This is a genomic window from Bradyrhizobium sp. F1.13.3 (genome assembly GCF_040548265.1).
Lineage (GTDB): Bacteria > Pseudomonadota > Alphaproteobacteria > Rhizobiales > Xanthobacteraceae > Bradyrhizobium.
In genome coordinates this window covers 203441-229911 of the sequence record NZ_JBEPRI010000009.1, presented here as the reverse complement: position 1 = coordinate 229911, position 26471 = coordinate 203441, and the positions used below count along the sequence as shown (strand labels likewise).

23 protein-coding genes and 1 pseudogene are annotated in these 26471 nt (G+C 63.7%); 12 read left to right on the top strand and 12 right to left on the bottom strand.

Features of this window, described 5'->3' with window-relative positions; translation table 11 throughout:
* Nucleotides 1–144 precede the first annotated feature (144 nt).
* Nucleotides 145–1695 (bottom strand): ABC transporter substrate-binding protein, encoded by a 1551-nt coding sequence (locus ABIB66_RS24555; protein ID WP_354255952.1) that lies wholly within the window; start codon nt 1693–1695, stop codon nt 145–147.
* Between the two features lie 218 nt (nt 1696–1913).
* Nucleotides 1914–2225 (bottom strand): hypothetical protein, encoded by a 312-nt coding sequence (locus tag ABIB66_RS24550; protein ID WP_007605124.1) that lies wholly within the window; start codon nt 2223–2225, stop codon nt 1914–1916.
* Between the two features lie 178 nt (nt 2226–2403).
* Here ABIB66_RS24550 and irr point away from each other — a divergent pair, with 178 nt between their 5' ends.
* On the top strand, nt 2404–2886 hold the full coding sequence (gene irr, locus ABIB66_RS24545) for a Fur family transcriptional regulator Irr (protein WP_354207649.1): 483 nt from the start codon (nt 2404–2406) through the stop codon (nt 2884–2886).
* 7 nt (nt 2887–2893) lie between these two features.
* Here the strand turns inward: irr and ABIB66_RS24540 are convergent, their stop codons facing one another.
* On the bottom strand, nt 2894–4444 hold the full coding sequence (locus ABIB66_RS24540) for a winged helix-turn-helix domain-containing protein (RefSeq protein ID WP_354207651.1): 1551 nt from the start codon (nt 4442–4444) through the stop codon (nt 2894–2896).
* Nucleotides 4445–4578: 134 nt separating this feature from the next.
* Between ABIB66_RS24540 and mddA the strand changes: the two genes are divergently transcribed.
* Entirely contained in the window at nt 4579–5364 is a 786-nt protein-coding gene (gene mddA, locus ABIB66_RS24535; protein ID WP_354207653.1) for a methanethiol S-methyltransferase, read from the top strand.
* A gap of 227 nt (nt 5365–5591) precedes the next feature.
* Nucleotides 5592–6014, top strand: coding sequence for a GFA family protein (locus ABIB66_RS24530; protein ID WP_275170742.1), 423 nt, complete (start codon nt 5592–5594; stop codon nt 6012–6014).
* Nucleotides 6015–6057: 43 nt separating this feature from the next.
* Here the strand turns inward: ABIB66_RS24530 and ABIB66_RS24525 are convergent, their stop codons facing one another.
* On the bottom strand, nt 6058–7617 hold the full coding sequence (locus ABIB66_RS24525; protein WP_354207656.1) for a winged helix-turn-helix domain-containing tetratricopeptide repeat protein: 1560 nt from the start codon (nt 7615–7617) through the stop codon (nt 6058–6060).
* A gap of 422 nt (nt 7618–8039) precedes the next feature.
* Between ABIB66_RS24525 and ABIB66_RS24520 the strand changes: the two genes are divergently transcribed.
* The gene (locus tag ABIB66_RS24520; protein ID WP_354255949.1) at nt 8040–9401 is read left to right on the top strand and encodes a class-II fumarase/aspartase family protein; all 1362 of its coding nucleotides are present in this window, start codon (nt 8040–8042) and stop codon (nt 9399–9401) included.
* 113 nt (nt 9402–9514) lie between these two features.
* Nucleotides 9515–10771 carry an aminopeptidase gene (locus ABIB66_RS24515; protein ID WP_354207660.1) on the top strand — a complete coding sequence of 419 codons (1257 nt, stop codon included), beginning with the start codon at nt 9515–9517 and terminating at the stop codon, nt 10769–10771.
* On the opposite strand, the gene ABIB66_RS24510 is transcribed toward ABIB66_RS24515, so the two are convergent.
* Complete coding sequence (locus tag ABIB66_RS24510; protein WP_354207662.1) at nt 10772–11326, bottom strand: hypothetical protein; 555 nt, start codon at nt 11324–11326, stop codon at nt 10772–10774.
* A gap of 235 nt (nt 11327–11561) precedes the next feature.
* Here ABIB66_RS24510 and ABIB66_RS24505 point away from each other — a divergent pair, with 235 nt between their 5' ends.
* The gene (locus tag ABIB66_RS24505) at nt 11562–12017 is read left to right on the top strand and encodes a cupin domain-containing protein (protein ID WP_275170752.1); all 456 of its coding nucleotides are present in this window, start codon (nt 11562–11564) and stop codon (nt 12015–12017) included.
* An 80-nt stretch (nt 12018–12097) separates the two neighbouring features.
* Here the strand turns inward: ABIB66_RS24505 and ABIB66_RS24500 are convergent.
* The 5 genes and pseudogenes from ABIB66_RS24500 to ABIB66_RS24480 all read right to left on the bottom strand — a co-directional run bounded on the left by ABIB66_RS24500 (nt 12098) and on the right by ABIB66_RS24480 (nt 17089).
* A pseudogene (locus ABIB66_RS24500) lies at nt 12098–13151 on the bottom strand (amidohydrolase family protein).
* 117 nt (nt 13152–13268) lie between these two features.
* A complete protein-coding gene (locus ABIB66_RS24495; RefSeq protein ID WP_354207666.1) occupies nt 13269–13790 on the bottom strand; it encodes a hypothetical protein in 522 nt (173 codons plus the stop codon).
* Nucleotides 13791–13855: 65 nt separating this feature from the next.
* On the bottom strand, nt 13856–14668 hold the full coding sequence (locus ABIB66_RS24490; RefSeq protein ID WP_354207668.1) for an MBL fold metallo-hydrolase: 813 nt from the start codon (nt 14666–14668) through the stop codon (nt 13856–13858).
* Between the two features lie 109 nt (nt 14669–14777).
* Nucleotides 14778–16304 carry a permease gene (locus ABIB66_RS24485; RefSeq protein WP_354255946.1) on the bottom strand — a complete coding sequence of 509 codons (1527 nt, stop codon included), beginning with the start codon at nt 16302–16304 and terminating at the stop codon, nt 14778–14780.
* Nucleotides 16301–17089 carry an ABC transporter ATP-binding protein gene (locus ABIB66_RS24480; protein ID WP_473322620.1) on the bottom strand — a complete coding sequence of 263 codons (789 nt, stop codon included), beginning with the start codon at nt 17087–17089 and terminating at the stop codon, nt 16301–16303. The genes ABIB66_RS24485 and ABIB66_RS24480 overlap by 4 nt, the downstream gene beginning before the upstream one ends.
* A 224-nt stretch (nt 17090–17313) precedes the next feature.
* Here ABIB66_RS24480 and ABIB66_RS24475 point away from each other — a divergent pair, with 224 nt between their 5' ends.
* The 6 genes from ABIB66_RS24475 to ABIB66_RS24450 all read left to right on the top strand — a co-directional run bounded on the left by ABIB66_RS24475 (nt 17314) and on the right by ABIB66_RS24450 (nt 24139).
* The gene (locus ABIB66_RS24475) at nt 17314–18189 is read left to right on the top strand and encodes a branched-chain amino acid ABC transporter permease (protein ID WP_007605146.1); all 876 of its coding nucleotides are present in this window, start codon (nt 17314–17316) and stop codon (nt 18187–18189) included.
* 4 nt (nt 18190–18193) lie between these two features.
* Nucleotides 18194–19345: a branched-chain amino acid ABC transporter permease gene (locus tag ABIB66_RS24470; protein WP_275170767.1), complete on the top strand. Its 1152-nt coding sequence runs from the start codon at nt 18194–18196 to the stop codon at nt 19343–19345.
* A complete protein-coding gene (locus ABIB66_RS24465) occupies nt 19342–20100 on the top strand; it encodes an ABC transporter ATP-binding protein (protein ID WP_275170769.1) in 759 nt (252 codons plus the stop codon). The genes ABIB66_RS24470 and ABIB66_RS24465 overlap by 4 nt, the downstream gene beginning before the upstream one ends.
* Before the next feature lie 4 nt (nt 20101–20104).
* Nucleotides 20105–20893 carry an ABC transporter ATP-binding protein gene (locus ABIB66_RS24460; RefSeq protein WP_354256004.1) on the top strand — a complete coding sequence of 263 codons (789 nt, stop codon included), beginning with the start codon at nt 20105–20107 and terminating at the stop codon, nt 20891–20893.
* A 130-nt stretch (nt 20894–21023) separates the two neighbouring features.
* Nucleotides 21024–22862 carry an AMP-dependent synthetase/ligase gene (locus tag ABIB66_RS24455; protein WP_354207674.1) on the top strand — a complete coding sequence of 613 codons (1839 nt, stop codon included), beginning with the start codon at nt 21024–21026 and terminating at the stop codon, nt 22860–22862.
* A 77-nt stretch (nt 22863–22939) separates the two neighbouring features.
* Nucleotides 22940–24139, top strand: a complete 1200-nt coding sequence (locus ABIB66_RS24450) for an ABC transporter substrate-binding protein (RefSeq protein WP_354207676.1) — start codon at nt 22940–22942, stop codon at nt 24137–24139.
* Nucleotides 24140–24245: 106 nt separating this feature from the next.
* Here the strand turns inward: ABIB66_RS24450 and ABIB66_RS24445 are convergent, their stop codons facing one another.
* The gene (locus ABIB66_RS24445; RefSeq protein ID WP_354207678.1) at nt 24246–25370 is read right to left on the bottom strand and encodes a lysozyme inhibitor LprI family protein; all 1125 of its coding nucleotides are present in this window, start codon (nt 25368–25370) and stop codon (nt 24246–24248) included.
* A 216-nt stretch (nt 25371–25586) separates the two neighbouring features.
* On the bottom strand, nt 25587–26318 hold the full coding sequence (locus ABIB66_RS24440; protein WP_354207680.1) for a transglutaminase-like cysteine peptidase: 732 nt from the start codon (nt 26316–26318) through the stop codon (nt 25587–25589).
* Nucleotides 26319–26471: the final 153 nt, after the last annotated feature.

Below are 26471 nucleotides of genomic sequence, written 5' to 3'. Positions count from 1 at the left end.
GATGCGCCCCCTCTCCCGGGAGAGGGAGAGGGTATTTCCGCAGAGGGATTGCCAAGTGGAGAGGCCCCTCACCCGCTACGCTCTTCGAGCGCAGCGACCTCTCCCGCAAGCGGGAGAGGTAAGGGGAGCCTGGAACGCCTGCCCTCACTTGTCGAGCCATGCGTCCTTGAAGCCGTCATTGACCCCGATCCCGGTGGTGATCAGGTTCTTGACCTTGCAGCGCATGACGGTCGGGAATTGCAGCTCGAGCATCCAGGCCACCGGCACGTCCTCGACCAGGATCTTCTGCGCCTTCTCGTAGATCTCCTTGCGCTTGGAGTCGGGCGTCGCCACCGCGCCGTCGGCGAACAGCTTGTCGATTTCCGGGTTGGAGTAACCCTCGACATTGTTGAACACCTGGCCCTTGGCGATGGCGCTGGAGACATAGTTGCGGCCGACGCCGAGTGCGGGATCGCCGTACTGGTAGAGATAGGTGAAAGCGATGTCGTAGTCCCAGTCGCCGATCTTCTGGTTGCCGCCCGCGACGTCGGTGGCGATGGTCTCGATGTTCATGCCGACGTCCTGGAGGTTCTGCTTCACGGCTTCACCCCAGCGCTGCCAGGTCTCGCCATAGGCGAGCGGCAGAAGGCGGATCTTCTCGCCCTTGTAGCCGGCTTCCTTCAACAGCGCCTTGGCCTTGGCCGGATCGTAAGGGTATTTCGGCACGTCGGCGGTGTAGTACTTGATGGTCGAGGCGGACGGGCCGGTCGCGACCTTGCCGAGCCCGTTCCAGATCACGTCCTTGGCGAAGTCGCGGTCGATCGCAAACATAACCGCCTGCCGCACCCGCTTGTCGGCGAGCGGACCCTGGCGGTTGTTGAGCCACAGCCAGGCCAGCGGCGAGAAGAACTCCCAGCCGGCGCCGGTGACGCAGGTGTCCTTCAGCTTGGAGAGCCGGGGCACGTCGAAATTCTCGACCGAGCCGCCGGGCAGCACGTCGACCTTGCCGGTCTCATATGCCACCGATCGCGCCGCGGCATCGGGAATGATCTGCCAGTAGATCTCGTCGAGATAGGGCTTGCCCTTCTCGTAATAGTTCGGGTTCTTGACCAGGCGGATGAAAGAGCCCTTCTGCCATTCCTTGAACATGAAGGGGCCGGTGCCGACCGGGGCGTTGTTGTAGGGATTGGTCTTCCAGTCGGTGCCTTCATAGAGATGCTTCGGTACCATCGGCATCGAGCCGACCTCGAAGATGCCGAGGAACGGGCCGAACGGCTGCTTCAGCGTGAACACCACGGTGTAGTCGTCGGGAGCCTCGACCTTGTCGACCTGCGCGAGATTGTTGCGGGCGCGCGCATGCGTCTGCTTCAACATATCGAGCGAGAATAGCACGTCGGCGGCGGTGAAGGGCTTGCCGTCATGCCAGGTCACGCCCTTCCTGAGCTTGAATGTGTAGGTTTTTGCGTCCTCGCTGACGCTCCAGCTCTCGGCGAGCTCCGGCTGTGGTTCGAGCTTGGGGCTGTAGCGAAGCAGGCCTTCGAAAATGTTGCCCGACACCATCTGCACCGGGCCGTTCTGGACCATCGCCAGCATCAGGCCGGGCGGCTCGGGCTGAATCACGGCATTGATCGCTCCACCCGCTTTCGGCTCTTGCGCCAGCGCCGGGGCCGTGAGGCCGCAAGCCAGGAGGACGCCAAGCAACACTCGTTTTGACATGTCGTATCTTTCTCAAGCGAGACCAGCCGCAGACGCTTCGCACGTCGTGGCGCGCAAAGCTATGGCCAGCCCATCCCAGTCCCCATCCGGGATCGAGGCTCACACAGTCTCGTTCGGCGCCGCAAGATGAAAGTCTCGACAGTGTTCGCCCAAAAAATGTACAGCGCGTCCTGTTACGGCATTTGACGGCCAAGCCGGCGCCGCCGCGCCGCCCGGCTTCAGGAGGGCCGCAGCACCCGTTGCAACTCGGCAAGCGCATCCGCGAGTTGCTCCCGGTGCGCGATGTCGTCCTTGGGGATGGCCGCGACACTGCCCGCGAGCTCGCGCAGGATTCCGGCGAGCAGGCCGAAATTGAGGTGCAGGTGCACCGATTTGCGTTCGTCCGCCGTGCCCGGCTGCTGCAGCACCAGCGCAACGCCGCTGCCGTCGAGTCGCGCCTCGAACCGCGATGAATGCCCGAAGGTGCCGACATAGAACTTGTCGGGATATTCGAGCGCGATCTCTGCCTTGTCGGGAACCGGCTTGGACATGTGAGCCTCATTTGTGTGGGGCTATTCTGGCCGGGAATAAACTCGGCCGCCTTGAGATAGGTCAGGAGCGGGCTCGTTCCGGATTTGATCGGGATCAAAGCCGGGCTGCCCCTTCTGCGATCTGATGGCAGGACGCGGTGAGGCTCCGCGTGACCGGTCAACTGCGAGTGCATCGACGATGAACGTCCATTCCACCCCACCCGAAGCGGATTCAGATGATATCGCCATCTCCTTCGCGGACGAGGCGTCAGCACGTTGCGCGCAATTGCTCGGCGATGCCGGCCTCAGGCTGACGCGCCACCGCCTGGCGCTCGGCAAAATGCTGTTCCTCTGCCCCCATCGTCATGTGACAGCGGAGGGGCTTTATGAAGAAGCGACGGCTGCCAATCTGCGGCTGTCGCTTGCGACCGTCTACAACACGCTGAACCAGTTCACCGAAGCCGGCCTGTTGCGCCGGATCGCAGCCGACGGCATCAAGTCGTTCTTCGACACCGACACGTCCGTGCATCCGCATTTCTACCTCGAAGGCGAGGATGTGCTGGTCGACGTCACCGACGGCCTGACCTTCACCAGGATGCCCGAGGCGCTTCCGGGCCATGAGATCGCGCGGCTCGACGTCGTCGTCCATCTGCGCCGCAAACGCGACGCAGACCCGGCGTGACGATCGTCTAGCGCAAGCCCGCTCGCCGGAATCCTTCCAGATAGTGCTCGCGGTCGGCCTCATTGGCCCATGGCAGTTGCGTCCCGATCCAGTGCAGCGAGATGTTGGGTTGGGTGCGGCGGAGCTCGCCCAGCGCCATCTCCGCAAGCACGCCGTCGCCAATCATGCCGGCAGAAACCGCGAGCACGCGGTAGGCGCCGGTGAGGTCGCCACGGTGGCGGATCGCCTCGCGCGCGAGCGCGATGGCCTCGCCATAGCGCCGCTCGGTGAAGCGGGCATAGCCGGCGATGCCGTGATAGATCGCCAGGGATGGATCGCGCGGCGAGAGCCGCATTGCCCTCTGTGCTGCCTCGAATGAATCTTTCGGCCGCCCGGCATAGGACAGCGCCAGTGCGTAATAGCCCTGCGCCAGTGAGAAGTTCGGATTGAGCGCGAGCGCCTGTTCGAACTCGGACAGTGCATCCGCCAGCCTTCGCGTCGAGAAGTAGACGCTGCCGAGGGCGGCGTGCGCCCAGGCATCCTCGTGGTCGCAGCGCACCGCGGCGAGCGCGGCGGCTTCCGCCACCGGCGCCACCACGGCCAGCTCGGCCCAGCCGAGATGCACGCCGAACATGTGGTTCGCCGCGAGCACCGACAGCGCCTGGCCGTAGTTCGGGTCGATCCCGACCGCGCGTTCCAGCAGCGCCCGCGCGGTCTCGTGATCCCGCCGCGTCACGCGCCAGTAATGTGACAGCGCCCGCATCAGGAGATCCCAGGCATCCAGGCTCGCAGGGGGCTTGCGATGGGCGCGAAAACTTTCCGCCGCATGAATTTGCGGCTCGATCGCCGCGGCGATCGCGTTGGTGATTTCGTCCTGCACGGCGAACACGTCGACCAGCTCGCGGTCGTAGCGCTCGGCCCAGAGATGGCTGCCGGTTGTGGCGTCGTTGAGCTGTGCGGTGATGCGCACCCTGTTGTCCGACTTGCGCACGCTGCCTTCGACGATGTAGCGGACGCCGAGTTCCTCGGCGATCTGCCGGATGTGGACCGCGCGTCCCTTGTAAGTGAAGGACGAGTTGCGGGCGATCACCATGAACCAGCGCTGCTTCGACAGCGCGGTGAGGATGTCCTCGCTGATGCCGTCGCCGAAATAGTCCTGCGCGGGATTGCCGCTCATGTTCTCGAAAGCAAGCACCGCGACCGCCGGACGATCCGCTAAGGCGCGCGGCAGGGCAGCGACGGGTTCAGCGGACGCCGTCGCGGCTGCCACTTCTTCCCGTACTTCGCCGACGAAACGAAAGCCCTTGCGCGGAATGGTCTTGATCAGCCGCTGGCTCGCACCGTCGTCGCCGAGCGCCTTGCGGGCGGCGTTGATCCGGCTGTTCAGGGCGGAATCCGAGATGATCCGATCGCTCCAAATTTCGCTGATCAGGTCATCCTTGCTGACCACACGGGTGCGCTGCGCCACCAGATAAAGCAGGAGATCGAACACCTGCGGCTGCAACGGCACGGCTGCCCCGCTGCAGGTGAGTTCCCGCAGGTCGCCGTCGAGCACGTTGTTTTCAAAGCGAAATCGCACGTTTCTGTCGTCTCAAGCAAAAATCAAAGTCGTCTCAGGCGAAAATCAACCGTCCGCGAAAGTCTTGGGACCTCCGGTGCGGCATGGTGCAGCGACCAATGAAGTGCCGGCGTTTTGGCACAACGGAGCTGTTTATGACCCAAATTGATCATCAGGTTCATCCTATCGGCCCGGTTGCGGGCTCACGCATTTTCAAGTTCATCGCATTTCTGTACGGAATTGCGGCGTATCTCGTGTTTTTCGTCACCATTCTCTACGCCATCGGCTTCGTCATGGGGCTGGTGGTGCCGAAGACCATCGACACCGGGACCGACACACCCGTCGCCGAGGCCGTCATCATCAATCTGCTCCTGATGGCCCTGTTTGCGGTCCAGCACAGCGTGATGGCGCGCCGGCAGTTCAAGGCATGGTGGACGCAGTACGTCCCCAAGCCGGTCGAGCGCAGCACTTATGTGCTGTTTGCGAGCCTGTCATTGCTCCTCCTGTTCTGGCAGTGGCGTCCGCTGCCCACGGTCATATGGGAGGTCGCGAACCCGGATCTTGCTGTGACGATCGTCACGCTGTCGTTGGTGGGCTGGGTCCTGGTGTTCACCTCGACCTTCATCATCAATCATTTCGAGTTGTTCGGATTGCATCAGGTCACCAATCATCTCGTCGGCAAGGAGGCGTCGCCGCCGCGCTTCAAGACGCCGCTGCTCTACAAGTTCGTCCGTCATCCGATCTATCTCGGCTTCATCATTGCGTTCTGGGCGGCGCCGGTCATGACCGTGGGCCATCTGCTGTTCGCCGCCGTGACCACGCTCTACATCTTCGTCGGCATCGCGCTGGAGGAGCACGACCTCATCGATCTCTTCGGCGACGAGTACCGGCAGTACAAACAACGGGTCTCGATGCTTATTCCCTGGCGCAAGTCGGTATAGCTTGCGCGTCTTTCCGTCGCGTCCGCCGAAAGGAGGACGCGCGGCGGCGCCGAGGCGCGTATCGGATCTTGCCGACCCGGCCTTCAACGTTTCTCGGGGTGAATCCCCTCACCCCGACGCTACCTGCGCGAGCGAAGCTCGTCGCGACCCCGCATCCGTTTTTGCCGAGCTATCGGCAAACGGGCGCGGGGAGAGAAATTCAAACCTTCATCAACGGAGACGACCCAATGAAACATGTCGGAAACTGCTTCTGTGGCGCGGTCACGATCGAGGCCACAGGCGCGCCGGAGGCGATGGGCTATTGCCATTGCCGCTCGTGCCGCTCGTGGTCGGGCGGTCCGGTGAACGCGTTCAGCCTGTGGAAGCCCGAGGCTGTGCGCATCACCGAAGGTGCAGAGAATGTCGAGACCTTTACCAAGACGCCGCTCAGCCAGCGCAAATACTGCAAGAAATGCGGCGGCCACCTCATGACGAACCATCCGCCGCTTGGCCTGGTCGACGTCTTCACCGCCACCATTCCCACGCTCGCCTTCGCGCCCGGCGTCCACGTCAATTACGCCGAGACGGTGCTGCCGATGCGCGACGGCCTGCCCAAGCTCAAGGATTTCCCGGCCGAGTTCGGCGGCAGCGGCGAGATGATGCAGGAGTAGCGACCCTCTTCTCCTCTCCCGCAAGCGGGAGAGGAGAAATTCGCTATCTCATCCCCGCGCGCCGCAATCCCTCGAGGTAATGCTCGCGATCCTCGTCCCGCAGCATCGGCAGCTCGCGGGTGATCCAGGCCAGCGAGATGCCCGGTTGGGCGCGGCGCAAGCCTTCCAGGGCGGAAGCCGCGCGCGCGGGATCCCCCGACATGCCGGCGGCGGCGGTCAGCACGCGATGCGCGCCGACGAAATCGGCGCGCTGCCGCATCGACTCGCGCGCCATCTGTGCGGCTCCTTCGTAATCGCGGCCGATGAACCGGGCATAGGCCGCGACGCCGCAATAGATCGCCGCGAGCGGGTCGCGGGGGCTCAGCCGCAGCGCGCGGCGCGCGGCGACATCGCCGTTCTGCCATCGTCCCGCGTAGCACAGCGTCACGCCGTAGAAGGCATGCGCCATCGCGAAGTTCGGATTGAGGTTCAGCGCCAGCTCGAATTCCGCCAGCGCGTCGTCGAAGCGGCGGCGGAATAGATAAGTATAAGCCAGGCCGTGATGGGCCCAGGCATCCTCGCGATCCGCCTCCACCGCCGCGAGCGCGGCGCGTTCGGCGACCGGCACGGTCGGGGCCATGTCGGACCAGCCCATATGCGCGCCGAAGATGTGGCTGGTCGCGAGCAGGCCGAGCGCCTTGCCATAGGCGGGATCGAGCGCGACGGCCTTTTCGAGCAGTCCCTGCGCGGCGGCATTGTCCTCGCGAGTGATGCGCCAGTAATGCGACAATGCGCGCATCACGAGGTCCCAGGCATCCAGGCTTCCCGGCGGTTTCTGCTGGGCGCGAAAACTCTCGGCGGTATAGAGCTGCGGCTCGATCGCGGCGACGATCGCCTCGGTGATCTCATCCTGCACGGCGAAGATGTCGGCAAGCTCGCGGTCGTAGCGTTCGGCCCAGAGATGGCTGCCGGTCGAAACGTCGTTGAGCTGTGCGGAGATGCGCACGCGATCGCCGCTCCGCCGCACGCTGCCTTCGAGCACGTAGCGCACGCCGAGCTCGCGCGCGACCTCGTTCATGTGCACAGCGCGGCCCTTGTAGACGAAGGAGGAGTTGCGCGCGACGACGAAGAACCAGCGCAGCTTCGACAGCGCGGTGATGATGTCCTCGCTGATCCCGTCGGAGAAATAATCCTGCTCGCGGTCGCCGCTCATGTTGGTGAAGGGCAGCACCGCGATGGCCGGCCGGTCCGGTAGCGGCAGCGGGGCCTGCAGAAGCTTCGCTCCAAAACCGGATTCCGGCGCGGTCGCCCCACGCTTGGTCTCGACGTCGCCGACGAAACGAAAACCCTTGCGCGAGATGGTGCGGATCAGCGCCTGGCTCGCGCCGCTATCTCCGACCGCCTTGCGTGCCGCATTGATCCGGCTGGTCAGGGTGGATTCGGAGACGCTGCGCCCGTGCCAGATCTTGTCGATCAGCTCGTCCTTGCTGACCACCCGGTCGCGGTTCTCCATGAGGTGGACGACGAGATCGAAAACCTGCGGCTCCACGGCAACGGGAACCTGCTCGCGGCTCAGCTCGCGCAAGTCGGTATCGAGCAGGTGATCCCGGAACAGAAACTGCACGTCGAAAACTCAGGCCTCAAGACGACATCGGGCAATGATGAAATCAAAATGGATTTCGGCTGATGTCTGTAAGTCCGCCAAGGGGCCTGTCCGGTTCACCACGATCGCGTGATGGCAGCCATGCGATTTACGGGGAGGAATGCAGCCTGGGTTAGAATGTGGCGGTTTCGGCCGGATTGTCGCACGTCATTGCGAGCGCAGCGAAGCAATCCAGCTTGTCGCCGCGGAGACAGCGTGGATTGCTTCGTCGCGAGGGCTCGTCGCAATGACGGTGTTGAGGCAATGGCGTGCGGCAGCTTCCCACGTTGTCCTGGCCTTCGCGACGGCATCGAATGTGTGACGAGCGGTGAATGTCCATTTGCCGAACAGCTCCGTGTGCGTAAGCTGCCTTCACACAACACACCAACCACGAAGAAACGCCCATGCCCGCTTTTCATGCCTCGACCACCGTGCTCGATTCCATGCTGTTCCGCGATGCCTTCGGCACGCCGCAGATGCGGGAGGTGTTTTCTGATATCGCGACGGTCGCGCGCTATGCCGAGGTCGAGGTGGCACTGGCGAAGGCGGAAGCGAAGTGCGGGGTGATCCCGCAGGATGCCGCCGACCAGATCGCGGCGCGGACTGATCTTGCCGCGCTGGATTTCGACCTGTTGCGGCAGGAGACCGATGTGGTCGGCTATCCGATCCTGCCCCTGGTGCATCAGATGGTGAAGCAATGCGGCGATGCCGGCCGCTATGTGCATTGGGGTGCGACCACGCAGGACATCATGGACACCGCCGTGGTGCTGCAACTGCGCGCCGGGCTCGAGATCGTCGAGCAGGACATCGCCGCACTGCGCAAGATTCTCGCCGACCTCTCCAGGCGCTATCGCGACACCCCGATGGCGGGCCGCACCCATCTCCAGCAGGCGCTGCCGGTCACCTTCGGCTACAAGACCGCGATCTGGCTCGCGATGTTCGACCGCCACGCCGAGCGGATCAGTGAGTTGAAGCCGCGCGTCCTGGTCGGCCAGTTCGCCGGCGCAGCCGGGACGCTGGCCTCGCTCGGCGACAAGGGGTTCGAGGTGCAGGAGGCGCTCTGCGTCGAACTGAGGCTCGGCGTCCCCGCCTCGACCTGGCACGTCGCACGCGATGGTTTTGCCGAGGCCGTGAATTTCCTGGCGCTCGTCACCGGCTCGCTCGGCAAGATCGCGCTCGACATCATGATCATGGCCTCGACCGAATTCGCCGAGGTCTACGAGCCCTTCGTCAAGGGACGCGGCGCTTCCTCGACCATGCCTCAGAAGCGAAACCCGATCTCCTCGGAACTGATGCTCGCGGCGTCCAAGGCGGTGCGCCAGCACGCCGGCCTCATGTTGGATGCCATGGTGCAGGATTTCGAGCGCGCCACCGGGCCCTGGCACGCCGAATGGATGGCGATCCCCGAGAGCTTCGTGCTGACCGCCGGCGCGTTGCACCAGGCGAAGTTCGCGCTCGCCGGTCTCATCGTCGACGAAAGCAAGATGAACGAGAATCTCGCCGTCAGCCGCGGTCTGATCGTGGCTGAAGCCGTCATGATGGGGCTCGCGCCGCAGATTGGGCGGCAGGAGGCCCATGACGTGGTCTATGACGCCTGCCGGCTCGCCAATGAGAATGGTCTTACACTGGCGGACGCGCTGTCGTCCGACGCCCGCGTCTCTGCCAGAATCGACCATGCCACGATCGAGGCGCTGACATCACCGAAAAATTACCTCGGCCTTGCTCCCGCCATGGTCGACCGGGTGCTGAAATCGGCAACACGTTGAAAACCAAAATGCGCGAAACTGCGTATCTTTGGGGTGTCGCAAGGCACTCGCGCACTTGTGTCTCGCGATGCTAGACTTAAATTGAACGAAAGACGTTCGGCAGAGGATCCGGCATGACTGATCAACGCATCACCTCCACTCCCATCGATCCCGTGAAGCTCGACCGGCTGGCCGAGGTGGCGGTGAAGGTGGGCCTGGGCTTGCGGCCGGGCCAGGATCTGCTCTTGACGGCACCTGCGATCGCGTTGCCGCTGGTGCGGCGGATCGCCGTGCATGCCTACAAGGCCGGCGCCGGCATCGTGACGCCCATTCTCTCCGACGAAGAGATGACGCTGGCGCGCTATCGCCACGGCCACGACGACAGCTTCGATCGTGCCGCCAACTGGCTCTATGAGGGCATGGCCAAGGCGTTCTCGAACAACACCGCGCGTCTTGCCATCGTCGGCGACAATCCGATGCTGCTGTCGGGCGAAGATGCTTCCAAGGTCGCACGCGCCAGCAAGGCCAATTCCATGGCCTATCAGCCGGCGCTGGAAAAGATCGTCAATTTCGACACCAACTGGAACATCATTGCCTATCCGAGCCCGTCCTGGGCGAAGCAAGTCTTTCCGAACGATCCTGAAGAGGTCGCGATCGGCAAGCTCGCGGACGCGATCTTCGCGGCGTCCCGCGTCGATCGCGACGACGCGCCGGCCAATTGGGCGAGCCACAATGCGGTGCTGCGGGAACGCACCAATTGGCTCAACGGCCAGCGTTTCCGCGCGCTCCAGTACTCGGGACCGGGCACCGACCTCACCATCGGGCTCGCCGACGGACACGAGTGGGAGGGCGGCGCCTCGCTATCCAAGAACGGCATCAGCTGCAACGCCAATATCCCGACCGAAGAAGTCTTCACCACGCCGCATTGCCGGCGGGTCTACGGCCATGTCGTGAGCTCGAAGCCGCTGTCCTATCAGGGCACGCTGATCGACAACATCGCAGTGCGTTTCGAGGACGGCAGGATCGTCGACGCCAAGGCCTCCCGCGGCGCGGAGGTGCTGAACAAGGTGCTGGACACCGACGAGGGCGCGCGGCGTCTCGGCGAAGTGGCGCTGGTGCCGCATTCCTCGCCGATCTCGCAGAGCGGGCTGTTGTTCTACAACACGCTGTTCGACGAGAACGCGGCCTCGCACATCGCGCTCGGCCAGTGCTATTCGAAGTGCTTCGTCAACGGCGCGCAGCTCACGCCGCAGCAGATCGCGGCGCAAGGCGGCAACCAGAGCCTGATCCATATCGACTGGATGATCGGCTCGGCCGAGACCGACATCGACGGCATTCTGGCCGACGGCAGCAAAGTGCCGGTGTTTCGCAAGGGCGAATGGGCGAAGTAACTACGCCGCCGCGTTGCGCAGCATCGGGCTGTTGTCGATGCTGAAGCGGTTGAACAGCGTCGTGAACGGGCTGCCGTCGGTGGCTCGCACAATGGCGTCGGAAGCCGCCACCGCGTCGTAGAGCGCACCGACCGGATCATTCGCCTCGGGCAGGTCGAGCCCCTTGCGGATTTCCTCGCGTGCCTCGTTGACGTCGTCCTCGTCCTCGAGTGTCGCTTCCAGCGCGTCGGCCGCCCGCCGCATCTCATGGAGGTCACCGCCGGCGGAAAATTTGAGGATGTCGAGCCAGTAGGGGCGCGCCACGACGAGCCTGACGAAGGCCTCGAAACTCTCCGCGATAATTCCCGCGCGGCCTTCCGATGAGACGTAGAGCACATTCTGAGAAGGCAGCAGCACGAACGCGCCGCCGGAGCCGTCACTGCCGATCTGCCGGGGGCTCTCGATGCCGTCGACGGTGAACCAGGGCTCCTCGTCGGTTGCGAAGGAGACATCGAGACTGCCGAGCCAGGCGACGACCTCGCCTTGGGTTGCGAGAACCTCCGGGGTGAGGGGCATCGGCATGACTCCTTTCAGATGCTTCGCGCACTTTGTCGCACCCCGGAAAAGAAGGGTTCATGTGCGCGAAATCGCAGGGAAATTGGGACGTTAACCGTTTCGCGTCTGCAACTTGCGGCTGATTGTCTGGCCCCGCGTAAGAAAGAATTAAAAACCGGCTACTAGCGTTCCCGGCATCTTTGAACAATCCGGGCCGAGACCCGGGCAGGTCATATTTTATCCCCTGAGGAAACAGATGTCGCGCACATTGATTGAAATCAGTAGTTGCAATGTAGAGCTTGAGCTGCGGCCGATCGAGCCGTCCTGGATTATCGAAGGCAATCCGGTGTCGCGCTCGCACATCCTGTCCACCAGCGCCGACGGCACCGCTTCGACCATCATCTGGGCTTGCACCGAAGGGCGCTTCAATTGGTACTACGATATCGACGAGACGATCATGATCATGGAAGGATCGATCGTGCTCGAAAGCGACGGCATGCCGCCGAAGCGCTACGGCCCGGGCGACGTCATCTTCTTCCGCGATGGCGCGCATGCCAAATGGCATGTCGAAGGCCACGTCAAGAAGATCGCCTTCTGCCGCAAGACCAATCCCGTGATGATCGGCTTCCTGATCCGGGTCGTCAACAAGCTCAAGAAGATCTTCGTCTCCACCGGCGAGCGCCGTCCGGCCTCGCTCATGGGGGCCGGTTAGAGTTCAATCAGTTTCAAGGACGCTTCCCAGCGGTCACGACGGAACAGGGGCCGGGATCAACATCCCGGCCCCTGTTCTCGTCATGACGGCAATTCGAGCCGGTAGACATCGGTCGCGGTCTGCGAGAACAACGCCGTCTTCTCGGTCTCGCTCAACGGCGCCGCGATACGCTTGAAGGCGTTGAAAGATCACCTGGTAGCTGCACTGGCCCTTGTCCGGCGGGAAATTGCTCTCGAACATCGCGCGCTTGGGTCCAAACGCCTCGATGCAGGTTTCGACATAAGGCCGCCAGGCCGCGGCAAGCTCCTCGGATGAAGGTGGCCTCTCGCGCAAATGGAAGTCGTAGCCGAGCAGGCACATCGCGAGCCCGCCGAGCTTCACCACCACGTTCTCGCATTTGGCGATCTCCTGGATCGAGGCGCGCCATTGCGGAAACACCTCCTCGCGTCGCCCGGCAAAGCGGCCGATTCCGGCCGGGCCGCCGCAATGATCGAGCACGATCCTGGTGCCGGGAAATGCGCGGGCGAGCTCGGTCAGCTCCCCGATCTGCGGATGGAACAGCCAGGCGTCGAAGCTCAGGTTCAGCGGCGCCAGACAGGCGAAGCCTTTGCGGAAGGTCGGGTCCTGCAGCAATCCCTGCGGTCGGCTCGCATACATGCCGGCGACAGCAGGATCCTGGTCCCAGGCCGAGGAATGCCGGATGCCGCGGAAGCGACCGTTGCCTGCCGCGATCTCGGCCTCCAGCACCGGTTTTGCGGCATCGCCGAGCAGCAGATTGACGTGGCTGACGATGCCGGCGCAGATCGCGGCCTTGCCGTAACCGCCGCTCGCGCTCATCGCGGCGACGCCATTGGCGAACTCGACCTCGCCGACCGCCCGGAACGCCTCGGGCCCGTGCGCACGATACATCGAGCGGCAGTCGACATAGACGGTGGCGGTGACATTGTGGCCGGAGGCGATATCGGCCGCCATCTCCTCGATCAGATAGCGGTGCCCGCGATCCCAGAGATGGTGATGGGGATCGACGATCGGCCGCGAGGGATCGGTGATCTCCTCCCGATGCAGCGCGAGCCAGTCCTCGCGCGGCTCGACGAATAGCCCGCTCGTGTTGGCGGGTAGACCGCTTGCAGCCATCGACGTGTGCTCCCCTTATGCATGCATCTTGTTCTGGGAGCCTAGCACCTCGTCCTCGCACGCAGCAGCGCGCGTTGCGCAACCGCACCCGTCATCGTGGGCACAGCGGTGCCGTCGTCATCCCTTGCGCCGCTTCGCCCTCACATCGACCACCAGCCGCCAATCGGTTGCGGTGGCCGGCTTGACCTCGCCGAGCCAGTGGAAGAAATCCTCGGTGATCTCCGTGAAACTCCAGCGCGTCAGGTCGCCGGCTTCGGTCGTGCCTTCCTGCACGATGTCGGCATCGCGTGGACGGCCGATCTGCTGGCGGAATATGCAGCGGCCGGGATCGAACCAGGAAATCCGCCATGCATCGATGGTCGGATCGTAGACCCGCAGCGTCGTGCCGTACCAATTGCCAGCGATCGGCAAGGCCGGGCTGCCGGCGGGGCGCGGAATGATCCAGACATCCTGCACGGCGCGGCCCTCCAGCACCCAGCCGAAATGGATTTCGCCGGGCGCGGTGTGTTTCGTTCCATCGGGGCCATGGGCGGTGATCTCGGCGTCCCAATCGCCGACGAAGCGGCCATAAAGCTGGAGCGCCGCCGCGTGCTCGGGGTTCGGTCCGTCCGCGTGCAATAATCTCGCAAAATCGGTCATGTCGATCTCCTATGCTCAGGAGATCAGCACGAGCGGCCGGCAGCCGACTTGGAGAAAATTGCGCGTCACACCCCGTCGAGGATGATCACCGTCGGCTTCGACGGCAACGCTTCCCGGGACATCCGGAAACTTCGTTCCATGCGCCGGTCGATCTCGAACTGCTGACCGATGCGTTGCATGAAATCGTCGAGCGGGGTGGCGAAGCGGTGCATCGGCAGCACCACCGAGGCGCGCAGCCGCTTGGTGATCTCGGAGACGCCATCGAGCGACATGGTGTAGGCGCCGTCGATCGGTACCATCACGATGTCGAGCCGCCCGATCTGGGCAAAGTGGCTGTCGTCGAGCTTGTGGTGAAGATGGCCGAGATGGCCGATGCAGAGACCCGCGACCTCGAAGATGAAGATAGAGTTGCCGTCACGGATCATGTCGGAGCCGGAATCGTCGCCGAAATAGCGGCGGATGTCGGTGGTGACGTTTCGGATGAAGGTGTCGCCGATGCGCTCCGACACGATGGCCGGCTTGCCGTCCTCGCCCCAGCCATGCAGCACACGAGGAATGCGCTTGTCGGGATATAAAGAGTAATGCGTGCTATGGGCCCGGTTCATGGTGACGACATCGGGCAGCCGTCCCACCTGGTAGGCCCCGCTATAGTCGGTGGCGATGCGCAAGCCGCCGGGCGTGTCGATGAAATAGGTCGAATGGCCCGCATAGGTAATCTGGACTTCAGCCGGGGCTGCGGCCTGCCGGAACGCCACCGGCGTCACGCGGGGTGCCGCATTCGCCATCGCCAGGCATTCGCTGCGCTGGGGCTGCTGGGCGAGAGCAGGTGAGAGGGATGCGCCGAACAGCGCCAGAACCGCCGAAACCAGTCGCCGCATGTATCCATCCCCGATGAATTTCAGGGGAAAGTCTAGCGTGCAATGCAGCGCGTGGCCAACAGCGCGCGATCAACAGCGCGCCAGTGTCGCACCCTCACGCCGCCCATTCTTACTCCCGCCGCGGGCTGAACTTCCAGGTGAGGGTGACGAGGCTCGCGGTGATCAGGCCGCTGACGAGACCGACGATGGGGAGCGTGAGCACCAGCGCGGCGCTGGCAGCCCAGCCGATCGAGGAGAACGCCTCGGCGACGGTCGCAAGCCGCGACGAGGTCTGGCGGCGGCGGAATTGGCTGCGCCGGGCCTGCACCCGGAACCAGAGCTGGATGGCGGTGGCGGAGGCCGCGCTGACGATGACCGCACCGGCGCTGACCGCGGCCTGGAACGGCGAGGCGAAAGCGAGTGCCGCGACCAGCGGGCAGAAGATGATGGCGATCGCGATCAGCACCACCTCGATCTTGGCGCGAATGACGCTGGACGGCGTCAGGGGCGCGGTCGCAACCAGGTCGGGCGCGTCCTCGCCCGAGATCGTCAGCCAGGCAAGCCCGCCGGCGAGTTGACCCGCCGCCATGACGATGACCGGCGTGATCAGCGTCAGCGCCGCGGAGCTGTCGGCAAAGTTGCGCCAGAGCAGCAGCGCCGGCGGCACCAGATAGAGCAGCTGCATCAGCGTCTGCGAGATCAGCCAGGGATCGCGCCAGAGCAGCGAAAATTCCTTGCGCCGCAGGGCATGCTGCCGCGATCCGCCGCGGAACGGGCGCTCCTTCGCGCTGCGACGGCCGGCCGCGCCATAGGCGGCGGCATCGATCGCCGTGTCTGCAAAGCGGCCCGAGAAGATCGCCATGACGCTTCCGAGCAGCACGAGCCCGAGCGCCAGGAGCAGCAGAAGCGCTTCGGCGTCCCCCATCGCCGCCCGCGCCGGCCACCACCAGATGCTCTCGGCATCGGGCGCATAAGTGGCCAAGCTACCCGAGGTCAGGATGGTGAAGCGCGACAGCGTCCCATAGGACATGATCGCCGCGACCTGGAGCGCGATCACGAAGCCGGCGCCGATGATCGCAGCGAGGATCTGTGCGACGAACCGTGTCCGCGCCGGACCGATCAGGCGAAACAGCAGGATCGTGACGGCGATCGCGATCGCTGCGGCCGACAGGCCCATGGCGACGACGACGCCGAACGCTGCAAGCCAGCGCGCGCCGCCTCCGAACACCAGCACGTCGATGAAGGGCGTCGAAAACAGCAGCGCCATCACCGTGACGGTGAGCGCGATCGCGGCGATGCGCACCGAGAACAGATTGGCCAGCGTCGCAGGTGAGGACATGATGAGGTCGAGATCGGCGCGTGCGTAAAACACCCGCGTCACCGATTCGATCGCCTGTGACAGCATCAGCGTCCAGGCGAGAAAAATCGTCGCCGAGATCACGATCAGCGAGGATTTGTCGAGCGGCAATTGCAGGTCGGCGAAGCGGCCGATCACCGCCCAGGCCGGCACGTGCAGCAGCGCCGCGAAGCACAGCAGGCCGATTACCGCGGCACGCGTTCGTTTGCGCCGCCCGCCGGTCATCATGGCGAGCCATTCGCGCCAGGCGAGCCGGAGCTCGTGGCGGGCGAACCAGGACAGCGCAGTGGCCGAGCTCATGCGGCTTCCTGCAGCGTCACCAGCGCGATGAACAGATCTTCCAGGCTGGTATCGGCGTGCCCGTTTTGCTGGCGCAGCTCGGTCAGCGTGCCTTCGGCAACCAGGCGGCCGGCTGCGATCACGCCGATGCGGTCGGCCATGCGTTCGGCGACCTCGAGGATATGCGTGGTCATGATGACGGTGCAGCCGGCGCGGACGCGCTCGCTCAGGAGTCCCTTGACATGGCGGGCGGAGACGGCGTCCAGTCCCGTCAACGGCTCGTCGAGGATGATGAGGCGGGGATCGTGCACCAGTGCGCCGGCGAGCGCGACCTTCTGGCGCATGCCCTTGGAAAAACCCTCGCAGCGTTCGTGCCGGTGCGGCTCGAGCCCGAGCGAGTTCAGGAGCTCGGCGGCGACCGGTTCCGAGCCCGATGGTGCGATGCCCCACAGACCGGCCACGAATTCGAGATATTCGAGCGGCGTGAGCTTGTCGTAGATCATGGGCTCGTCGGAGACCCACGCCATCACCTGCTTGGCGGCGACGGGGTTTTCGAGCGCATCAATGCCGAAGATGGAGACGGCGCCGGCATCGGGCCGCAAAAGGCCTGCAACCATGCGCAAAGTGGTGGTCTTGCCGGCGCCGTTGGGGCCGACCAGCGCATAGAATTCACCGGCATGGATGGTGAGATCGAGGTTATCCACCGCCAGACGGTCAAAACGCTTCGTTAACCCCATGACTTCGAGCGCCGAGTCATCCCGCTTTATCACGGCCACACCTTGCGGTTTTGCATCGCTCGCGACCATGCCCCGAAGATGTTTCGGCACCGTGAATCGCGCTACCGCAAATTCCGTCATCCGGATTGGACTAATGGCAAGTCACCGTTTGTTGACAGCGCTGGGCGGTTCAGGCTGAATTGGCGAAGGGACGAATGGCGCGAACGCAGCGAAACGACTGCGTAGCGACTGAACACAAGATGCGGCAAGGCGGTCTGGAAGAACCGCCGGTTGTATCGGGAGGATGCGCGACGATGCTGGATTTCGTTCAGCAGCTGGTCAGCGGTGTTGCGCTCGGCTGCGTCTACGGCCTGATCGCGCTCGGCTTCGTACTCGTCTACAAGGCCACCGAGGTCGTCAATTTCGCCCAGGGCGATTTGATGATGCTGGGCGGCTTCTTTGCCTTCACCTTCATCGGCATGATGGGGCTGAACTACTGGGTCGGCTTTGCCGGCGCGGTGGCGGCGATGGCGCTGTTCGGCATGCTGGCCGAGCGCGTGGTGGTGCGGCCGATCCTCGGCTATCCGCAATTCTCCATCATCATGGCCACCATCGGGCTCGGCTATTTCCTGCGCTCGGTCTCCGGCATGATCTGGGGCACCGACGATTTCAAGATCGATACGCCGTTCAGCCAGGGCGTGCTGCGGATCGGTTCGCTGGTGCTCGCCCATGACAAGCTCTCGGTGATTGCGGCGACGGTCATCCTCTGCGCGCTGCTCTGGCTGTTCTTCAACAAGACCACGCTCGGCACCGCGATGCGCGCCAGTTCCGAGAACATGCTGGCGGCCTATTACATGGGCATCCCGGTCAAGCGCGTGGTCTCGATCGTCTGGGCGATCAGCGCGGCGGTTGCGACCTGCGCCGGCGTGCTGCTGGCGCCGATCACCTTCATCCATTCCAATGTCGGTCTGGTGCTCGGCCTGAAGGCGTTCCCGGCCGCCGTGCTCGGCGGCTTCGGCTCGATCCCCGGTGCTGTCGTCGGCGGCGTCCTGATCGGCGTCATCGAGAGCATGGCCGGCTTCTATCTGGCCGAGGGCTGGAAGGACGTCGCGCCCTACATCGTGCTGCTCGCCGTGCTCTTGCTCAAGCCCGAAGGCCTGTTCGGCCTTCACGTCCGCAAGAAGGTCTGAACGCATGCGCTTCCTGTTCAAGACCGACTACGAGGACGACATCCGGCTGTTTCCGCATTCGGGCTATTACGTCTCATACGGTCTTCTGCTGGCCGTGCTGCTGATCGCGCCCTATGTGCTCTCCAGCTATCTGATGAGCCAGCTCGTCTTCGTCTGCATCTACGCGACCGTCGGCGTGGCGCTGCTGATCTTGACGGGTTTCACCGGGCAGGCCTCGCTCGGGCATGCGGCGTTTCTCGCGATCGGTGCGTATACGGCGGCCTATTTGCAGAAATATGGTGTGCCGTTCCCGGTCTACTTTCTCGCCGCCGGGCTCCTGACCGGGCTGATCGGTGCGCTGGTCGGCTTCCCCGCGCTGCGGCTGCAAGGCATTTATCTCGTCATCGCCACCATCTCCTTCGCCTTCATCGTCGAGGAGATTCTGGCGCGCTGGGAGAGCGTCACCAACGGCAACGAGGGCATGCGCGTCAAGGCGGTGTCGCTGTTTGGGGTTGCAGTCTCACGCGACAGCCCCACTTTCTATTTCCTCTGCCTCGCAGTGCTGGTGCTGACCATCGTCGGTACGCTCAACCTGTTGCGTTCGCCGACCGGGCGCGCCTTCGTCGCGATCCGCGACAGCGAGACCGCGGCGCGCAGCATGGGCGTCAATGTCGCGCTGTACAAGGTGAAGTCCTTTGCGATCTCCGCGGCGATCACCGGCTTCGCCGGTGTGTTGTTCGCGCACAAGCTCTCCTTCATCTCGCCGGAGATGTTCACGCTGCAGCTTTCGATCGAGTTCATCATCGTGATCCTGATCGGCGGCACCTTCAGCCTGCACGGCGCGGTGCTGGGGGCGATCTTCATCGTGATGATCGATCCGTTCCTGACCTACCTCAAGGACGATATGCCCGGCATCATCGCCGGCATTGCAGCGACCTTCGGAGCGGGCACGCAAGCCGCCGCCAACGTCCAGTCCAAGGTCGCGGCCTTTGCCTCGCTCAACGGCCTGAAAGGCGCGATCTACGGCATCATCATCGTATTGTTCGTGCTGTTCGAGCCGCTCGGGCTTTACGGCCGCTGGCTCAAGATCAAACTCTTCTTTCAGCTGTTCCCGCTCTACAAGCGCGCCACCTTCAAGCGGCAGAAGATCTACGTGAAGTCGGAGCGCAACCGATGAGCTATTTTCGCGCCGAGAGTTTGTCGCTGCATTTCGGCGGGTTGAAGGCCGTCGATGCGGTGTCGTTCGCGGTCGAGAAGGGCGAGATCCTCTCGATCATCGGGCCCAACGGCGCCGGCAAGAGCTCGATTTTCAACCTGATTTCGCGGATCTATCGGCCGACCTCAGGTCGCATCTTTTTCGAGGATCAGGACATCACGGAACAGCCGCCCCACGACATCGCAAGGCTCGGCATCGCCCGCACGTTCCAGAACATCGAGCTGTTCGAGAATGCAACGGTGTTGTCGAACCTGTTGGTCGGCCGCCACCGGCATTCGACCACGCAGCTCTGGCAGGAGCTGTTGTTCCTGCCGGGCGTACGCGCCGACGAGAAGGTGCATCGCCGCAGGGTCGAGCAGGTCATCGAATTCCTCGATCTCGAGCCCTACCGCGACAAGCTGATCTCGGGGCTGCCTTACGGCGTGCGCAAGGTGATCGAGCTGGCGCGCGCACTATGCTCGGAGCCGAAGCTGATCCTGCTCGACGAACCGTCCTCCGGCCTCAACGTGGAGGAGACCGACGACATGTCCTTCTGGATCCGCGACCTGAAGAGCGAACTCGGCGTCACCGTGCTCATGGTCGAGCACGACATGGCGCTGGTCAACCGCGTCTCCGACCGCGTCATTGCCCTGAACTACGGCCGGGTGCTGGCCATGGGCTCGCCCGCCGAAGTGCAAGAGCATCCCGATGTTGTCGCCGCCTATCTGGGAGCCTGACGCAATGGATGCCGTGGCGACACCAGACATCATCCTGAAACTCTCCAATATCGAGAGCTATTACGGGCCGATCATGGCGATCCGCGGCATCTCGCTCGAAGTGCCGCGCGGCCGCATCGTCACGCTGCTGGGCGCCAACGGCGCCGGCAAGACCACGGTGCTGAAGACGATCTCGGGCATTCTCGATCCGCAGAAGGGCGCCATCGAGTTCATGGGCAAGTCGATCCAGCGCATGGAGGCGGACAGGATCGTGCGGCTGGGCCTCAGCCATGTGCCGGAGGGACGCGAGGTGTTCCCGTTCCTCTCCGTGCGCGAGAACCTGATGATGGGCGCCTACCCGCGCAAGGATCGTAACGGCGTCGCGGAAGATCTGGAGCGCGTCTACGGCTATTTCCCGCGGCTGAAGGAGCGCATCAACCAGCCGGCCGGACAGCTCTCCGGCGGCGAGCAGCAGATGCTTGCGATCGGCCGCGCGCTGATGAACCGGCCGACGCTGTTGCTGCTCGACGAGCCCTCGCTCGGGCTGTCGCCGATCCTGGTGAAGGAGATCTTCGATATCATTCGTCGCGTCAATGAGGAGCAGGGCATGTCGATTCTGCTGGTCGAGCAGAACGCCAAGGTGGCGCTGGAGACGGCCCACTATGGCTATGTGCTGGAGATCGGCCGGATCGTGATGAACGACAGCTGCGACCGCTTGATGCACTCGAAGGACATCCAGGAATTCTACCTTGGCGCCAAGGAAGCGGGCGCACGAGGCGAGCGGCGCTGGAAAAAGAAGAAGACTTGGCGTTAGAAGACTTGACGTTAAGATTTGGCGTTAAGATTTGGCGTCAGAGGAAGCCTTAAGTACCAGAGTCCATCCGCCAAAATAGACCGCCGGCAAGGCAGGCAGCGGAGGGGAACGCGACAAGGAGGAGACGTGCATGGCCCGACCGGCGGTGCTGACGGTCGCTGACACGATCGCGAAAAGCTTTTTGCGCGCCGCGGAGACGCGGGGTGACAGGCCGGCTATACGCGAGAAGAAATTCGGGATCTGGCAGCCGACCAGCTGGCGCGAATGGCTGGAGATCTCGAAGGAGGTCGCCTACGCGTTGCACGCCATCGACTTCAGGCCCGGCGATGTCGCTTCCATCATCGCCAACGCCGTGCCGGAATGGGTCTATGTCGATATGGGCATTCTGTGCGCCGGCGGCGTCTCTTCCGGAATCTATCCGACCGATGCCTCATCCCAGGTCGAATATCTCGTCAACGATTCCCGGACGAAAGTGATCTTCGCCGAGGACGAGGAGCAACTCGACAAGATCCTGGCCTGCCGCGCGCGCTGTCCGTCTCTGCGAAAGGTCATCGTGTTCGACATGGAGGGCCTCAGCGGCTTCTCCGACGACATGGTGATGTCGCTCGACGAGTTCCGTGCGCTCGGGCGCAACCACATGCTCGGCCGCGAGGCGCTGTGGCAGGAGATGGTCGGCAGTCGCGGCGCGAGCGATCTCGCGGTCCTCGTCTATACATCCGGCACCACGGGCCCGCCCAAGGGCGCCATGCACGCCAATCGCAGCGTCACGCACCAGATGCGGCACGCCAACGATTTCATTCCGGCGCGCGAGGATGAGGACCGGCTCATCTTCCTGCCGCTCTGCCATGTCGCCGAACGGATCGGCGGCTATTACATCTCGGTCGCGCTCGGCTCGGTGATGAACTTTGCCGAGAGTCCGGAGACCGTGCCGGACAACCTGCGCGAGGTGCAGCCGACCATCTTCCTCGCGGTGCCGCGCATCTGGGAAAAATTCTATTCCGCCATTACCATCGCGCTGAAGGACGCGACCCCGCTGCAGCGATGGGTCTACCGGCGCGCCATCGACATCGGCTATCGCATGGTCGATTGCAGGATCGAAGGGAAACCGCCGCCGCTGTCATTGCGTATCGCGAACGGCATCGCTTACCGGCTCACATTCCGCAACATTCGCCGCATGATTGGGCTCGACCGTTGCAGCATCGCCTTCACCGGCGCAGCGCCGATCGCACCGGAGCTGATCCGCTGGTTTCTCGCGCTCGGCATCGACATTCACGAGGTCTACGGCCAGACCGAAAATTGCGGGGTCGCCACCATGATGCCGGCGGAGCGGATCAAGCTCGGCTCGGTCGGCAAGGCGGTGTCGTGGGGTGAAGTGGCGCTGTCGCCCGACGGGGAGATCCTGATCAGGGGCGACTTCTTGTTCATGGGTTATCTGAACCAGCCGGAGAGGACAGCTGAGACCATCGACCATCGCGGCTGGCTGCATACCGGCGACGTCGGCACCATCGACAATGAAGGCTTCGTCCGCATCACCGACCGGATGAAGGATATCATCATCACCTCCGGCGGCAAGAACGTCACGCCGTCCGAGATCGAAAACCAGCTGAAATTCTCGCCCTACATCTCGGATTCCGTGGTGATCGGCGACAAGCGGCCATACCTCACCTGCCTCGTGATGATCGACCAGGAGAATGTCGAGAAATTCGCGCAGGACCACGACATTCCCTTCACCAATTATGCCAGCCTGTGCCGCGCGACGGAGATCCAGGACCTGATCTGGCGCGAGATCGAAGCGGTGAATGCCAATTTCGCCCGCGTCGAGACCATCAAGAGGTTCTATCTGATCGAACGCCAGCTCACTCCGGAGGACGAGGAGCTGACGCCGACCATGAAGCTGAAGCGCGGCTTCGTGAACAAGCGTTATGCCGCCGAGATCGACGCGATGTATCCGACGCGGGCGGTGGCTTGAACAATCTTGTTTGAATAACAGCGAAGGAGTGATGGCCCCACCCTTCGCATCATAGGGCCCCAAGAGAGGAGACGTCAATGTCGAGATCGTTGAGAACGTTCGGCTTTGCGGCAGGCGCGGTGGTGCTCACCTGTTTGCCGGCCGCGGCGCAGACCAAGGTCACCAATGAGGGCATCTCGGCCTCCGAGATCGTCATCGGCACCCATCAGGATCTGTCGGGGCCGATCAAGGGCTGGGGCGTGCCAGTCTCGAACGGCATGAAGATGGCGGTCGAGGAGATCAACGCCGCCGGCGGCGTCCAGGGACGAAAGATTCGGCTTGTCGTCGAGGACAGCGGCTACGATCCGAAGAAGGCCGTGCTCGCATCGCAGAAGCTGATCGAGCGCGACAAGATCTTCGCAATGGTGGGGGCAATGGGCTCGCCGACTGTCCTGGCGGCGCAGGATATCCTGCTCGACGCCGGCGTGCTTCAGCTCTTCCCGCTGACGGCGGCGGAGTTCACGTTCAAGTTCGATCCCGCCAAGCCGCAGGAGCGGCTGAAGTTCAACAATCTGCTGCCCTATGTCGAGAGCACGCGGGCGGCGCTGAAATACATGATGGAGTGGAAGAACTTCAAGAAGCCCTGCATCATGCATCAGGATGACGAGTACGGGAAGAACGTGCTCGACGGCTTCAACCAGCAGCTCACTGCCATGAAGGTCCAGCCGGCCTCGATCACGAGCTACAAGCGCGGTGCGTCCGACTTCAGCGCGCAGATCGCCAAGATGAAGTCCGACAGCTGCGACCTCGTCGTGCTCGGCGCTGTGCTCCGTGAGCCCATCGGCGCGATGACGGAAGCCAAGAAGCTCGGCTGGGACGTCACCTTCCTCGGCGCGACGCCAACAAACGTGATGGAGGTGCCCATGCTCGGCAAGGAGGCCGTCGAAGGGCTCTATGCGGCGTCCGGATTCGAGATTCCCTACGAGGACACGGCAAAGGGCAAGGTGAAGGACTGGCTGGTCAACTACAAGAAGATGTTCAACACCGATGCCAACACCCAGGCCATCATCGGCTACAACGCGGTGACGACGTTTGCGTTCTACGCCAACAAGGCGGGCAAGGATCTGACCGGGCAGAAGATGCTGGACGCGCTGGAATCGGGCGACAAGTTCCTCGACATCTTCAACTCGCCGCCGACCAAATTCTCCAAGACCGACCACCTCGCCAACACCATCACCCAGGTGCAGCAGGTCAAGGGCGGCCGCTGGGTTCTGGTGAAGGACAATCTGATGTTTTGATCCGAGTGAGGGGGTTCTCCGCGTCTAACTGTCAACGGATTCGCTCAAGCAGCTCCTCACCCCAACCCTCTCCCCATAAGAACGGGGAGAGGGAGAGGACAGAGCCCTACGATCCCCCGCCCGCGGTGCCTGAATTCACCGGAGCCAGTTCATCTTCCCGGCAGCGCCAGCCATCGGCGGCTTTCACAAACGCAAATGTGCGCTGGATCCTGAGGCGGCGTGTGACGTTGAAGGCGTCTGCGGAGCGCTCCTTGTTGCCGACGCCAGGCTGCGGACGACCCGTTCTGGCGTCCCAGCAGGTGCCCGTGCACGTCGTGGCGACCTTGCTGCAGGTGGCGAAGGGCGCCAGAACGGCCATCTCGATTTCGCCCGTGACTTGCGCCTCCTGCTCGCCCACCTGGCTGTCGAGCGCGTAGACGCGGTTGATGCGGAGGAAGTTGCCGCAGGAATTGGCCGCGTGGATTCGCGCGGCGCAGAAGTCGACGGCATCGGTGTCGGGCGCGCGGGCTGCGACCTGCCGGCCAAACACCTTCTTCGGATCGCCTTTCGCCGCGCCAATCTCGTCGGCCTTGTGCTTCAGGTAGCCGGCGAGACAGTCCTCCGCGGACTCGAGCTCCCCAAGCGGCACGTTCTCCTTGCCGACCAGATCGCATCTGCGATCGCGCTCCCGCGTCCACCGGCCATATTCGGCGAAGGCAAACCGCGCCGCGGTCGGATCAAGCTTGCCGATCAGGCCGAGGACATGGCTGTTCAACTCGGTCTCGGCAAGCGCCAGCGACGGGTCCGCACAGATCAGCGCGCCCGCGGCGGTGTTGGCGGCGAGACAGTCGAAATCCGGATCGCGTACGATCGCTGCGCGCTCATCGGTCACCTTGAGAAGACACGCCTTCACCCGGTTGAAATCGTCGGCGCGGATCGCGGTCTGGCCGACGATGCCGCAACCGAGGTTGCGCTGGCGGATCCAGATCGCGTTCTCCTCGATCCCAGGCAGGCGATCGGGCAGGCGGGCAAGCCGCGCCTCGATTCCTGTGCTCAGCTTCTCGGCGGCGGCGGCAAGCTCGGTATCACCGCAGAACAATTGATTGCCGGGATCGCGGATCTGCTGGCAGTTGTTCCTGGCGAACAGCGGCAGCCTGTCGGCGACGGCGCGATCGGACGGGCCGGATTGCGCGAAGCCTGGAGCCGCCGGCGAGGCCAGCAGCGCAAGCACAGTCAGCACGATGAACCGCATTCCAGTCGCCCCCGCATAGCCGCGGCCATGCTAGCGTCCCGGATCGCACTGTGGAATGGCTTTGTGGGTAAGCGTACTTTGTGCTGGTAGCCTGGATGGAGCGCAGCGCAAACTCGGGATTCGTGCGACAGGCGGCAGCGGCCCCGGATTTCGCGGAGCCTGTCATCGGGCGGCGCTGTGCGCCGACCCGGTGGCTCCATCCGGGCTTCAAGAAAATCAATGCGCGTCGACGGCGACCATCGAGAACTGCACGGGTTCGTCGACATATTTCATCACGGCCGACCGGTAGAGCACGAACAGCGGCTGGTAGCTCCGTGCAGCGTCGTCCTCGACCATTGCCATGCGGCGGTTGTCGAGCATCAGCCAGTGACCGTCGAGCCGTGCGGCAACAACCGCATGCTCTTCGCCGGCCCTGACGTCGCGCACCACGACGATGCGGAGATCTTCGGTGGCGACGCCCGCGAGCTTAAGGGCGGCGAGCTTGGCAATGGCATAGTCCTCACAATCCCCGGCGCCGCGCGCAAAAGTCGCGAGCGGCGAGCTCCAGACGTCCTCAGAACCGTCATCGGCGGCACGAATGGCGAGGTTGATGGCGCGATTGGTTTCGCCCAGCAGAGCGCGGCCGTCACGGCTGCGGGCCTGGTCGACGATGGCGAGCAGTTTCAGCGCAGCGGGCGAGGCGCAATTCTCCCGGTCGCCGTCGCACAGCGCGAGTTGCACCATGTCATCGTCGAGCCTGGACCTCAGCGCGAGCCATTTCTGTTGCAGGCTACCGGCGGAGATGGCGAAGGCGAACACGCCGAACGGCTCGGCGGATTTGCGCACGAGGACGCTGGCCCCCGGCGACAGCAGCGTGCCAGCGCGAAGCTCGGCGGCCGATCCGAGCAGGATCAATCCGCACAGCACAAGGATTGCGCGCCAAGCGCGCGAACGAGCAGCGGTCTCCATCTGACATCCCCTTCCAGCTTCGCCAGGTCCCCCTCGACCTGTACGTGCCGGGCTTTGTTGCTTTCGGGGAGATAGTGCGAGGCAGGCGGTTTTGTTCTGCTTAACGCGCCCGGCTGGGATCCCAAAACCGGGCAACAGGCTGAAACGGGTCTG